Here is an 11,763-nt window from a genome sequence, read left to right on the forward strand (position 1 = left end):
GCCGCGGAAGGCTTCGAAGCCGTGTCGATGCGGCGGATGGCGCAGCAGCTGGAGACGGGGCCAGCGTCGCTGTACGCGCACGTGGCCAACAAGGAAGAGCTCGACGAGCTCATGCTCGACGCCGTGCTCGGTGAGGTCCCCATCCCGGAGCCCGACCCGCAAACCTGGGCCGAGCAGGTGAAAGAGCAGGTGCGCCACCAGGTCCGCGCCATGGTGGCGTACCCGGGCATCGCGAAGGTCGCGTGGAACACGCCGGTGCCGGTCACGCCCCACTCACTGCGCCAGGGCGAGGCGATGCTCGCGCTGCTGCGCGCCGGCGGGCTGGACCTGAAGCAGGCGGTGTTCGCGGGTGACGCGTTGAGCTTGTACGCCAAGGCGTTCGCCTACGAGGCGAGCAGCTGGACGTTCGGCGACTACGACGAGGCCGAAGTCGCCGAACGCGGGCGGCAGATGGCGGAGTACATGCGGTCCCTGCCGGCCGGTGCGTTCCCGAACCTGTTGCAGTCGGGGCAGTTCTTCACCGGCGAGACGAGCAAGGACCGCTTCCAGTTCGCCCTCGCGATGTTCGTGGGCGGGCTGGAAAGCCTCGTCAGGGCGTGAGCACGATCTTGCCGCGGGTGTGGCGCTGTTCGAGCTCGCGGTAGGCGTCCTGCACCCGCGCGAGCGGGTAGGTGGCCGCGATCGGGACCTCCAGCAGGCCCTTGTCCACCAGCGCGGCGAGGTCACGCATCACCTCGGCGCTCGCGGCGGCGGAGTTGCCTTCCGTCTTCACGTTGTACTTCTGGGCCGCGGCGAAGTCGATCACGGTGTCGATCCGTCCTGTGTAGACACCCAGGCGCAGTGCGAGCTCGACGTAGCCGTTGCCGTAGGTGTCGATGAACGCGTCGACCTTGCCGCCGGTGACCTCACGAACGCGCTCTTCGAGCCCCGCGCCGTACGCCACCGGCACCACGTCTTGCTCCCGCAGCCACGCGTGGTTGGCCTCGCTCGCGATGCCGACCACGGTCGCGCCGGTGAGCTTCGCGAGCTGCACCACCAGCGAGCCGACGCCACCCGCCGCCCCGGACACCACGAGCGTGTCGCCGTCGCGCAGGTGCACCGCGCGCACGGCGGCGTACGCGGTGGTCCCGGCGACGAACAGGCCACCGGCCGCCTCCCACGACACCCCGCTGGGCTTCGGCGTCAGGTTCGCGGCCTCGACCACCACGAACTCGGCCTGGCTGGCGCGCGTCTCCACGAAGCCGACGACCTCGTCCCCGACCTCGATCTCCTCGACGTCCGGCCCCAGCTCGGCGACCACGCCGGCCAGGTCACTGCCCTGGCCGGAGGGGAACGTCGAGGGCCACTGCTGCGCGAACACCCCTTCGCGGATGGCTGCTTCACCGGGGTTGATCCCGGCGGCCTTCACCGCGACGAGCACCTGTCGGGGGCCGGGCACAGGCCGGGCGACGTCGTCCACCCGCAGCACGTCGATCCCGCCGTGTTCGCTGTACCTGACCGCCTGCGGCATGCGCGACTCCCTCGCTCGTCGATACTTCGACCAACGAACCAACGCCCCGCTTTATTTCCGCTCAGCGAAACTTCAGCCGACGAGCCGGCGGACAACACCGTCGGCGAGCAGCCGCCCGCGATCCGTCAACACGGCGCGGCCGCGACTGTCCAACACGGACGGTTCCAGCAGCCCCTCCGCCGCGGCGGCGCGGGCCTCGGCGACTCCGGCGGCGTCGAGCGCGTCGAGGGAGAGCCCTTCGGCCACGCGGAGCTCCAGCATGATCCGCTCCAGGTGCCGGTCTTCGTCGGTGAGCAGCTCGCGGCCGGCCTCGGGGCTGTGGCCCTCGGCCAGCAGCGACGCGTACTTGGCCGGGTGCTTGACGTTCCACCAGCGCACGCCGCCGACGTGGCTGTGCGCGCCGGGGCCCGCGCCCCACCAGTCGCCGCCCTGCCAGTACCCCAAGTTGTGGCGGCAGCGCGCGTCCTCGCCGGAAGCCCAGTTGGACACCTCGTACCAGCGCAGGCCCGCGGCCGAGAGCACGGAGTCGATCATCTCGTAGTCGGTGGCCAGCACGTCGTCGTCGGGCGCGGGCAGCTCGCCGCGGCGCACCCGACGGGCGAGCGCGGTGCCCTCCTCGACGATCAGGGCGTACGCCGACACGTGGTCGACCCCGGCCGACAGCACGGCGTCGAGCGAGGCCCGCAGGTCCTCCGGCCGCTCGCCCGGCGTGCCGTAGATCACGTCGAGGTTCACGTGCTCGAACCCGGCGGCCCGCGCCTCCCGGGCGGCGTCGACGGGCCGCCCGGGCGTATGCACGCGGTCGAGCACCTGCAGCACGTGCCGCGCCGCCGACTGCATCCCCAGCGACACCCGCGTGTAGCCGGCCGCGCGGATGCGCTCGAAGAACTCCGCCGACGTCGACTCCGGGTTCGACTCAGTGGTCACTTCCGCGCCCGGCGCCAGCCCGAACGCACCCCGCACGACGTCGAGCACCTCGGCGAGCCCGATCGCCCCGAGCAGCGACGGCGTGCCGCCACCCACGAACACGGTCTCCGCGGCCGGCGGCTCCCCCAGCACCCGCGCCGCCAGCTCCAGCTCCCGGCGCAACCCGTCCAGCCACGACCGCGGCGACGCCGCCGACCCCAGCTCACCGGCGGTGTAGGTGTTGAAATCGCAGTACCCGCAGCGCGTCGCGCAGAACGGCACGTGCACGTACACACCGAACGGCCGCTGCCCGAGGCCTTCCAGGGCGGTTTCGGGCAATCCGGTCTCGGCAGGCACTGCGGTTGCTTCAGGCACGACGTCCATTGTCCCCGCGCCGGTCCCGAGCCCCTGGCCCACCCACACGGAACTTCGGCCACCGAACGAAGCCCACCGACTCCACGCCCGCCGCGAATCCCGCGCCCACGACGGCCCGCTACCACCACACACGACACCAAACCAGCAGGCCGCGGCCACCCTCCACCCACACCGGCGCCCCGCACGCAAGCCCCGGCAGCCGGCTCTCCCACGATCCGGACACGCTTGGACCACCTTCTGGACGCGTGGTTATCTGGCCCGGTGAGTCCTGCCGGTGTCCCTCTCGTGGCGCGCCGCCACGTCGACCTTCTGCGGGTCGCGAGCGCGCTCTGCCGGCCTGTCCGCTGACTCCCGACGCCCGACCAGCCCACCACAAGCCTGGATTGCCGGCGCCGGACCCGCCGCTGAAGCCTGCCAGGAGCACCGCGGCGTCCGGAGCCACGAACCGGAGGACTTCTCATGGCCTCACCCACGCGTGAAACCCCCGCGAAGAGCCGCCCGCGGCAGAAGCGCGGCGAGGGACAGTGGGCGCTCGGCTACCGAGAGCCGCTGAACCCCAACGAGCGGTCGAAGAAGGACGACAACCCGCTCAACGCCCGCGCGCGCATCGAGAACATCTACGCCCGCGGCGGCTTCGACTCGATCGACCCGGGTGACCTGCGCGGCCGGTTCCGCTGGTTCGGCCTGTACACGCAGCGCCAGGAAGGCATCGACGGCGGCCGCACCGCCACGCTCGAGCCCGAGGAGCTGGACGCGCGCTACTTCATGATGCGCGTGCGCCTCGACGGCGGCCTGCTCACCACGCACCAGCTCGCCGTGCTGGCCGAGATCTCGCAGACGCACGCGCGCGGCACCGCCGACATCACCGACCGGCAGAACATCCAGTACCACTGGATCCGGATCGAGGACGTCCCCACGATCTGGCAGAAGCTCGAGAACGCCGGCATGACCACCATGGAGGCGTGCGGCGACAGCCCCCGCGTGATCCTGGGCTCGCCCGTGGCGGGCATCGCGGCCGACGAGATCATCGACGGCACGCCCGCCATCGAGGAGATCAAGCGCCGCTTCATCGGCGACCCGCAGTACGCGAACCTGCCGCGCAAGTTCAAGACCGCCGTGTCGGGCCAGGCCGACGTGGCGCACGAGATCCACGACGTCGCGTTCGTCGGCGTCAACCACCCCGAGCACGGCCCCGGCTTCGACGTCTGGGTCGGCGGCGGCCTGTCGACCAACCCGATGATCGGCCAGCGCCTCGGCGCCTGGGTGCCGCGCGACGAGGTGCCGGACGTGTGGGAAGGCGTGATCAGCGTCTTCCGCGACTACGGCTACCGCCGCCTGCGTTCGCGCGCCAGGATCAAGTTCCTGGTGAAGGACTGGGGCGCCGCGAAGTTCCGCGAGGTGTTGGAGGAGAAGTACCTCAAGCGGCCGCTGCTCGACGGCCCCGCGCCCGACGTGCCGCCCGCACCGATCGACCACGTCGGCGTGCACAAGCAGGTCGACGGCAAGTTCTACGTCGGTGCCGCTCCCGTCGCGGGCCGCGTGAACGGCGAGACGCTGCTGGCCGTGGCCAAGGCGGCCGAACGCGCCGGGTCCGAGCGCGTGCGCCTCACGCCGCAGCAGAAGCTCGTGGTCCTCGACGTGCCCGAAGCCGAGGTGCCGGGGCTGGAGACCGAGCTGACGGAGCTGGGCCTGCCCACCAAGCCCTCGCCGTGGCGGCGCAACGTGATGGCGTGCACCGGGCTGGAGTTCTGCAAGCTCGCGATCGTCGAGACGAAGGCCCGCGCCCAGGCCCTGGTCACCGACCTGGAGAAGCGCCTGGCCGACGTTCAGGACGGCCTCGACAACCCGGTGAGCGTGCACCTCAACGGCTGCCCCAACTCGTGCGCCCGCATCCAGACCGCCGACATCGGGCTCAAGGGCCAGATCGTCACCGACGCCGACGGCCGCCAGGTCGAGGGCTTTCAGGTGCACCTGGGCGGCGGGCTCGGTCTCGACGCCGGGTTCGGCCGCAAGCTGCGTGGCCACAAGGTCGTCGCCGACGAGCTGGTGGACTACGTCGAGCGCGTGGTCCGCGCCTACCTCGCCGGCCGCGAGCCCGGCGAGCGCTTCGCGCAGTGGGCCGGGCGGGCCGACGAAAGCCGGTTGCAGTGACCTCGACCGAGCGCGCGGTGCCCTACTACTGCCCGTTCTGCGGCGACGAGGACCTGCGTCCGGCCGAGGACGGCTGGCTCTGCAGCGCCTGCCGGCGCGGGTTCTCGGTGCAGTTCCACGGATTGTCCCTACCGGAGGAGTCACTCGGATGACGGCCACAGCTGACCACCGGACCCTGGCCGAGCACGCGGAGAAGGAGCTGGCGCAGGCCACGGCGGATGAAGCCCTGCGCTGGACGGTCGAGCACTTCGGCGACGACTTCATCGTCGCGTCGAACATGCAGGACGCCGTGCTCATCGACCTCGCCACCCAGGTCAAGTCCGATGTGGACGTACTCTTCCTCGAGACCGGCTACCACTTCCCGGAGACGATCGGCACGCGCGACGCCGTGCAGACGGTGTACCCCGACGTGAAGATCGTCAACGCCCAGGCTGCGCAGAGCGTGGCCGAGCAGGACGCCGAGTACGGCAAGAACCTCTTCGAGCGCGACGCCACGCAGTGCTGTTTCCTGCGCAAGGTCGTGCCCCTGCGCGACACGCTGTCGAAGTACTCGGCGTGGGTCACCGGCGTGCGCCGGGTGGACGCGCCGACGCGCGCGAACACCCCGATCGTCACCTGGGACGAGCGCAACGGCCTGGTGAAGATCAACCCGCTCGCCGCGTGGAGCGACGCCGAGTTCAACGGCTACATCCGCGACCACGGCGTGCTGGAGAACCCGCTCGTGCCCGTGGGCTACCTGTCGATCGGCTGCGCGCCGTGCACGGCGAAGGTCGAGCCGGGGCAGGACCCGCGCAGCGGCCGCTGGGCCGGCCAGGCGAAAACCGAGTGCGGACTGCACGGCTGATGGCGACCACAGAAGGACCGATGACCACACTCGAACCCGCGGCCGATGCCGCCGTGGACAATCTCGCCGCACTCGAATCCGAGGCCATCCACATCTTCCGCGAGGTCGCCGGCGAGTTCGACCGGCCGGTGATCCTCTTCTCCGGCGGCAAGGACTCCACGCTCCTGCTGCACCTGGCGATCAAGGCCTTCTGGCCGGCGCCGGTGCCGTTCCCGCTGCTGCACGTGGACACCGGGCACAATTTCGACGAAGTGCTCGCCTTCCGCGACCACGTCGTGCGGAAGCACGGCCTGCGGCTGGTCGTGGCGAAGGTGCAGGACTGGATCGACGACGGCCGCCTCGAAGAGCGCGCCGACGGCCTGCGCAACCCGCTGCAGACCACCCCGCTGCTCGACACGATCTCGGAGAACAAGTTCGACGCGGTGTTCGGCGGCGGCCGCCGCGACGAGGAACGCGCGCGGGCCAAGGAGCGGATCTTCAGCCTGCGCAACGCGTTCGGCCAGTGGGACCCGCGCCGGCAGCGCCCGGAGCTGTGGAACCTCTACAACGGCCGCCACCGCCAGGGCGAGCAGGTGCGGGTGTTCCCGCTGTCGAACTGGACCGAGGCGGACGTGTGGAACTACATCGCCCGCGAGAAGGTCGAGCTGCCCTCGATCTACTACGCCCACCGGCGCGCGGTCTACCAGCGCGACGGCATGTGGCTCACCGAAGGCCCGTGGGGCGGCCCGCGGGCCGGTGAGGACGTGCGTGAGCTGAGTGTGCGCTACCGGACCGTCGGCGACGGCTCGTGCACCGGCGCGATCGAGTCCACCGCGGTGAGCGTGGCCGACGTGATCGCGGAGGTGTCGGCGTCGCGGCTGACCGAGCGCGGCGCGACGCGGGCGGACGACCGGATGTCGGAGGCGGCGATGGAAGACCGCAAGCGGGAGGGCTACTTCTGATGAGTTCGCTGCTGAGGCTCGCCACGGCGGGCAGCGTCGACGACGGCAAGTCCACGCTCGTCGGACGCCTGCTCTACGACACGAAATCGGTGCTGGCCGACCAGCTCGACGCCGTCACGCGCGCGTCCGTCGACAAGGGACTGTCCACGCCGGACCTGTCACTGCTCGTCGACGGGCTGCGCTCCGAGCGCGAGCAGGGCATCACCATCGACGTGGCCTACCGCTACTTCGCCACCCCGCGGCGCTCCTTCGTGCTCGCCGACACCCCGGGACACGTGCAGTACACCCGCAACACCGTCACCGGCGCGTCGACCGCGCAGCTGGCCGTGCTGCTGGTCGACGCGCGCAAGGGCGTGGTGGAGCAGACTCGGCGCCACGCCGCGGTGCTGGCGCTGCTGGGCGTGCCGCGGCTGGTGCTTGCGGTGAACAAGATCGACCTCGTGGACCACGACGAGGAGACGTTCTCCGTCATCGCCAAGGAGTTCACCGCTCACGCCGAGTCGCTGGGCTACGACCGCGGCTCCGTCGTCACCATCCCGGTGTCCGCGCTGGAGGGCGACAACGTCGCCACCCACTCCGAGCGCACCCCCTGGTACGACGGCCCGACGCTGCTGGAGCACCTGGAGACGGTGCCGGTCGCACCCGACCCGCACGAGGCGGCGTTCCGCTTCCCCGTGCAGTACGTGATCCGGCCGCGCACGCCCGAGCACCTCGACTACCGCGGTTACGCCGGCCAGATCGCCGCCGGCACCATCCGCCCGGGCGACGAGATCGTGGTGCTGCCCGCGGGATTGCGCAGCACGGTCGAGCGCATCGACACCGCCGACGGCCCCCTCGATGAGGCCGGAGCCGGCACGTCGGTGACGCTGCTGCTCGCCGACGACCTCGACATCTCACGCGGCGACCTGATCGCCGTGGCCGATCGTCAGCCCCGGGTGACCGACGAGCTCACCGCGACGCTGTGCTGGCTGTCGTCGAAGCAGCTCAAGCCGGGCGCGCGGGTGCTGGTCAAGCACGGGACCCGCACCGTGCAGGCCATCGCCACCGAGCTCACCGCACGCTTCGACGAGCAGACGCTGTCCAGTGTGGACTCTCCGGAGTCGTTGGACCTCAACGACATCGGCCGCGTCGAGCTGCGCTTGGCCGAGCCGCTGAGTGTGGACGACTACACCGAGAGCCCGCGCACGGGCGCGTTCCTCGTGATCGACCCGAAGGACGGCGACACGCTCGCCGCCGGGCTGGTCGGCGAACGGTTCTCGTGACCGTCCCCCTCGTCCCCGTCGCGCACGGCAGCCGCGACCCCCGCTCGGCCGCGACCGTGCGGGGGCTCGTGGAGCGCGTGCGCGAGCTGGCGCCGCACATCGAGGCCTGCGAGTCGTTCCTCGACCTCTCCGAACCGCGCGTGACCGACGTGCTGCGGCGGCTCCACGCGCAGGGGCACCGCTCGGCCGTCGTGGTGCCGCTGCTGCTCGGCAGCGCGTTCCACGCGCGGGTGGACCTGCCCGCGCTCGTCGCCGAGGTCCAAGCCGGCTGCCCGAATTTCGACGTGCGGGTGTCCGACGTGCTCGGCGTCGACCCGGTGCTGGAACGCGTGGCGCTCGACCGGCTCTCCGGCGCCGGCCTGGGCTCTGGTGACGGGGTTGTGGTGAGCGCGGTCGGTTCGTCGAACGCCGGGGCCAACGCCGCTGTGGCCGACCTGGCCGCGAGGTGGGAAGGCGAGCTGGGGTTGCCGGTCACCGAGGCGTTCGCGAGTGCCGCGGTGCCCGATGTGCCCGCCGCCGTGGCGCGGTTGCGGGCGCGCGGCGCGCGGCGGATCGCCGTGGCCTCGTGGTTCCTCGCGCCCGGGCTGCTGCCCGACCGGATCGCGGAGCTCGCGCGGGAGGAGGACCGGGCCGTGTTCCTCGCCGAACCCCTGGGCACCGACCCGCGCGTGGCCGCCGCCGTGCTGAACCGCTACGCCGAGGTCGTGACGCGGATCCCGCTGTAGCGAGTCCGGCGCACGTCACAAGCTCCTTCGCGGGCCCGTGTGCGAGGGTGGTGCCATGGTTGACGAACTGGTGCACTACGACGTGGTGGGCGGCACCGCCACGATCACCCTCGACTCCCCGCACAACCGCAACGCGCTCTCCGCGCAGCTGCGCCGCGAGCTGTCCGCTTCGCTCGACAAGGCGCGCGAGGACGACGCCGTGCGCGTGGTGCTGCTGACCCACACCGGCCCGGTCTTCTGCGCCGGGATGGACCTCAAGGAGGCCCGCGGCGCCGGGGCGGGCGACCAGGGCGTGAACGAGTTCCCGAAGATCCTCGACCAGCTGTGGACGAGCCCGAAGCCGGTGGTCGCGCGGCTGGCCGGGCCCGCGCGCGCCGGCGGCATCGGCATGGTCGCCGCGTGCGACATCGCCGTGGCGGTGCCCGAGGCGACCTTCGCGTTCTCCGAAGTCCGCATCGGCGTGATCCCGGCGGTGATCTCGCTGACCGTGCTGCCGCGGCTCAACCCCCGTGCCGCGCACGAGCTCTTCCTCACCGGCGACGTGTTCGACGCCCGGCGCGCCGTGGAGATCGGCCTGCTCAACGCCGCGGTGCCCGCCGCGGAGCTCGACGAGACGGTGGCCCGCTACCTCAAGTCGCTGACGCTGGGCGGGCCGAAGGCCCTGGCCGCCACCAAAACGCTGCTGAGCAAGCCCCGCCCGGCCACTCCGTCGGAAGGCTTCGCGGCGATGAACGAGCTGTCGGCCGGGTTCTTCGCCTCCGACGAAGGCCAGGAAGGCATCCTCGCGTTCGCCCAGAAGCGCAAGCCCAACTGGGTCCCCGAGGACTGACTCGGTTTCTCGGTCCCCGTGGTGACGGGGACCGAGACGTCACGAGTCGGCGAGCACGACCGTGAGGCGCCACGAGTCCGCGGTGCCCTCGGACGGGCCCAGCGCCCGCTGGGCGTCGGAGAGCACGCTGCGGATCGCGAGGTAGGTCTTCGGCTCGGCCTGGCGCAAGGCTTCCGAACCGCGCCAGATCAGCACGTGCTCGCCCGCGGGCAGCCACGACAGGTCGGTGAGCATGTCGTACAACGCGTCGAGGTTGCGGCCGAAGTAGTCCGGAAAGGACATCGCCTTCGCGATCGCGTCGAGCGTCGAGGCCTTGTCGGCCGTGCGGCCGTCGACCAGGTGGGGGAACGCGCCCCGCGCGTAGGCCGCGTCTGCGGCGGCCCGCGCCTCGCCCGCCGCCGTCACCGGTTCGGGTCCACGACGACGAACGACGCGTAGTGGTCGTCGGTGTAGAACAGTTCCTTCGCCTGCCCGGTGACCAGGCGGCGCGGGCCGCGGTCGGGGCTCTTCGGCGTCTTCACGGTGTACTCGTGGTAGTAGCCCGATTGCTTCCGCGGCAGCACTTTCTCGCGATTCTCGAACACGACGTCGTCGTTGCGCGGATAGGGGTACGGGCCGCCCGCCTGGATCAGCTTCCACGTGTCGCGCGCCTGGGAGGGCAAGCCGGACAACGGTTTCACCGGCAACCCCGAGTCACTGCCGGGCAGCTTGGCGGCGACGCCGGAAACACCGGCCGGAGCGGACGTGCCGGGAGCCGGAGCCGACGAGGACGAGTCCCCGATGTTCTCCTTCACCAGCCAGCCGCCGAGCACGAGCACGAGGAGACCGACGAGTGCGGCGGTGATCCGCCTACGGTTGACCATGGTGAGTGAGCCTATGAGGGTGGCTTGTCGTCGTCGCGGGCCGGGCCGAACCAGCGCGCGAAGCGGCCCACGAGCTTGTCGATCAGCCACGCGACGAGCAGGCACAGCGGCACGAGGACGACCATGACCAGCACGAACTGGACGGGGAACCAAGCCTGGGCGAGCCACAGCTCGACCCCGTCCCACCAGTCGGCCAGCCCGTTGAACACCCTGTGAGCCTACGCTCGCCAGGCTGCGTCGGCGCGCCCAGGGGCGGTAGGTTGCTGCCATGTTCGCCGTATACGCGAAGGAACCCAACGCCGATTCCCCGCTCGACTCCCTGGTCGCCGGCGAGCGACCCGAGCCCGAGGTGCCCGAGGGCTGGGTGCGGGTGCACGTCAAGGCCGCCAGCCTCAACATGCACGACCTGTGGACGCTGCGCGGCGTCGGCATCAAACCCGAGCAGTTCCCGATGATCCTGGGCTGCGACGGCGCCGGCATGCTCGACGACGGCACCGAGGTCGTGATCCACTCCGTGGTCAACGCCCCGGGCTGGCAGGGCGATGACACGCTCGACCCGAAACGCACCCTGCTCACCGAGAAGCACCAGGGCACGATGGCCGAGCAGGTCGTGGTGCCCGCGCGCAACGTGGTGCCCAAGCCTGCGGGGCTCACCTTCTCCGAGGCCGCGACGATGGGCACCGCGTGGCTCACCGCGTACCGGATGCTGTTCGTGAAGTCCGGGCTGCGCCCCGGCCAGACGATGCTGGTGCAGGGAGCTTCCGGCGGCGTGTCCACGGCGCTGATCGCGCTCGGGCGCGCGGCGGGCTACCGGGTGTGGGTGACCGGGCGCAGCGAGGAGAAGCGCGCGGTGGCCGAAAGCGTCGGCGCGCACCAGACGTTCGAGTCCGGCGCACGGCTGCCCGAGCGCGTCGACGCCGTGTTCGAGACGGTGGGCAAGGCCACCTGGGCGCACAGCCTCAAGTCGCTCAAGCCGGGCGGCATCGTGGTGGTGTCGGGGGCCACGAGCGGCCCGGACCCGTCTGCCGACCTGCAGCGCGTGTTCTTCCTGCAGCTGCGTGTCGCCGGTTCGACCATGGGTACCCGCGACGAGCTGGCCGACATGCTGAGCTACCTCGACCTCAAGGGGATCAAGCCCCGGATCGGCACCGAACTGCCGCTCACCGAAGCCGCCGAAGGGTTCAAGGCGATACTCGACGGCGACACCGCGGGCAAGATCGTGTTCACCCGCTGAAGTCGACAGAACGCCTCCGGCCTGGGCTTTTCCGTCACGGATCAGCCCGGGCCGGGGCTTGTACGCCACATTTCGTCAACCGTCAACACCCCGAGTTCGCAATCGGCTTGTTACCGCCGAAGT

General features: G+C 71.3%; 15 protein-coding genes. 10 read left to right on the forward strand and 5 right to left on the reverse strand.

The window, feature by feature from the left end; translation table 11 throughout:
• Positions 1–36 precede the first annotated feature (36 nt).
• Complete coding sequence (locus ACWEOE_RS12900) at positions 37–600, forward strand: TetR/AcrR family transcriptional regulator C-terminal domain-containing protein (protein WP_452007726.1); 564 nt, start codon at positions 37–39, stop codon at positions 598–600.
• Here the strand turns inward: ACWEOE_RS12900 and ACWEOE_RS12905 are convergent.
• Complete coding sequence (locus ACWEOE_RS12905; protein ID WP_452007728.1) at positions 590–1,510, reverse strand: NADP-dependent oxidoreductase; 921 nt, start codon at positions 1,508–1,510, stop codon at positions 590–592. The genes ACWEOE_RS12900 and ACWEOE_RS12905 overlap by 11 nt on opposite strands.
• 72 nt (positions 1,511–1,582) lie before the next feature.
• Positions 1,583–2,800 (reverse strand): radical SAM family heme chaperone HemW, encoded by a 1,218-nt coding sequence (gene hemW / locus ACWEOE_RS12910; RefSeq protein WP_452007730.1) that lies wholly within the window; start codon positions 2,798–2,800, stop codon positions 1,583–1,585.
• A 252-nt stretch (positions 2,801–3,052) separates the two neighbouring features.
• Between hemW and ACWEOE_RS12915 the strand changes: the two genes are divergently transcribed.
• The 8 genes from ACWEOE_RS12915 to ACWEOE_RS12950 all read left to right on the forward strand — a co-directional run bounded on the left by ACWEOE_RS12915 (position 3,053) and on the right by ACWEOE_RS12950 (position 9,543).
• On the forward strand, positions 3,053–3,139 hold the full coding sequence (locus ACWEOE_RS12915; RefSeq protein WP_452008209.1) for a putative leader peptide: 87 nt from the start codon (positions 3,053–3,055) through the stop codon (positions 3,137–3,139).
• A gap of 111 nt (positions 3,140–3,250) precedes the next feature.
• Positions 3,251–4,942 (forward strand): nitrite/sulfite reductase, encoded by a 1,692-nt coding sequence (locus ACWEOE_RS12920; protein WP_452007732.1) that lies wholly within the window; start codon positions 3,251–3,253, stop codon positions 4,940–4,942.
• A complete protein-coding gene (locus tag ACWEOE_RS12925) occupies positions 4,939–5,094 on the forward strand; it encodes an Insertion element protein (protein ID WP_452007734.1) in 156 nt (51 codons plus the stop codon). The genes ACWEOE_RS12920 and ACWEOE_RS12925 overlap by 4 nt, the downstream gene beginning before the upstream one ends.
• Positions 5,091–5,786 carry a phosphoadenylyl-sulfate reductase gene (locus ACWEOE_RS12930; protein WP_452007736.1) on the forward strand — a complete coding sequence of 232 codons (696 nt, stop codon included), beginning with the start codon at positions 5,091–5,093 and terminating at the stop codon, positions 5,784–5,786. Before ACWEOE_RS12925 ends, ACWEOE_RS12930 begins: the two co-directional genes overlap by 4 nt.
• 20 nt (positions 5,787–5,806) lie before the next feature.
• Entirely contained in the window at positions 5,807–6,727 is a 921-nt protein-coding gene (gene cysD, locus ACWEOE_RS12935) for a sulfate adenylyltransferase subunit CysD (protein ID WP_452007737.1), read from the forward strand.
• Positions 6,727–7,989 carry a sulfate adenylyltransferase subunit 1 gene (locus tag ACWEOE_RS12940; RefSeq protein ID WP_452007739.1) on the forward strand — a complete coding sequence of 421 codons (1,263 nt, stop codon included), beginning with the start codon at positions 6,727–6,729 and terminating at the stop codon, positions 7,987–7,989. The genes cysD and ACWEOE_RS12940 overlap by 1 nt, the downstream gene beginning before the upstream one ends.
• A complete protein-coding gene (locus ACWEOE_RS12945) occupies positions 7,986–8,714 on the forward strand; it encodes a sirohydrochlorin chelatase (protein WP_452007741.1) in 729 nt (242 codons plus the stop codon). The genes ACWEOE_RS12940 and ACWEOE_RS12945 overlap by 4 nt, the downstream gene beginning before the upstream one ends.
• Before the next feature lie 55 nt (positions 8,715–8,769).
• Positions 8,770–9,543 carry an enoyl-CoA hydratase family protein gene (locus tag ACWEOE_RS12950; protein WP_452007743.1) on the forward strand — a complete coding sequence of 258 codons (774 nt, stop codon included), beginning with the start codon at positions 8,770–8,772 and terminating at the stop codon, positions 9,541–9,543.
• Between the two features lie 39 nt (positions 9,544–9,582).
• Here the strand turns inward: ACWEOE_RS12950 and ACWEOE_RS12955 are convergent, their stop codons facing one another.
• The 3 genes from ACWEOE_RS12955 to ACWEOE_RS12965 are packed head-to-tail and all read right to left on the reverse strand — an operon-like array spanning position 9,583 to position 10,615.
• On the reverse strand, positions 9,583–9,948 hold the full coding sequence (locus ACWEOE_RS12955) for a barstar family protein (RefSeq protein ID WP_452007745.1): 366 nt from the start codon (positions 9,946–9,948) through the stop codon (positions 9,583–9,585).
• A complete protein-coding gene (locus ACWEOE_RS12960) occupies positions 9,945–10,406 on the reverse strand; it encodes a ribonuclease domain-containing protein (RefSeq protein ID WP_452007747.1) in 462 nt (153 codons plus the stop codon). The genes ACWEOE_RS12955 and ACWEOE_RS12960 overlap by 4 nt, the downstream gene beginning before the upstream one ends.
• A gap of 11 nt (positions 10,407–10,417) precedes the next feature.
• The gene (locus ACWEOE_RS12965; RefSeq protein ID WP_452007749.1) at positions 10,418–10,615 is read right to left on the reverse strand and encodes a hypothetical protein; all 198 of its coding nucleotides are present in this window, start codon (positions 10,613–10,615) and stop codon (positions 10,418–10,420) included.
• Between the two features lie 59 nt (positions 10,616–10,674).
• On the opposite strand from ACWEOE_RS12965, the gene ACWEOE_RS12970 reads away from it, so the two are divergent.
• Positions 10,675–11,640 (forward strand): zinc-binding dehydrogenase, encoded by a 966-nt coding sequence (locus ACWEOE_RS12970; protein WP_452007751.1) that lies wholly within the window; start codon positions 10,675–10,677, stop codon positions 11,638–11,640.
• Positions 11,641–11,763: the final 123 nt, after the last annotated feature.

Source organism: Amycolatopsis sp. NPDC004368 (assembly GCF_053602515.1).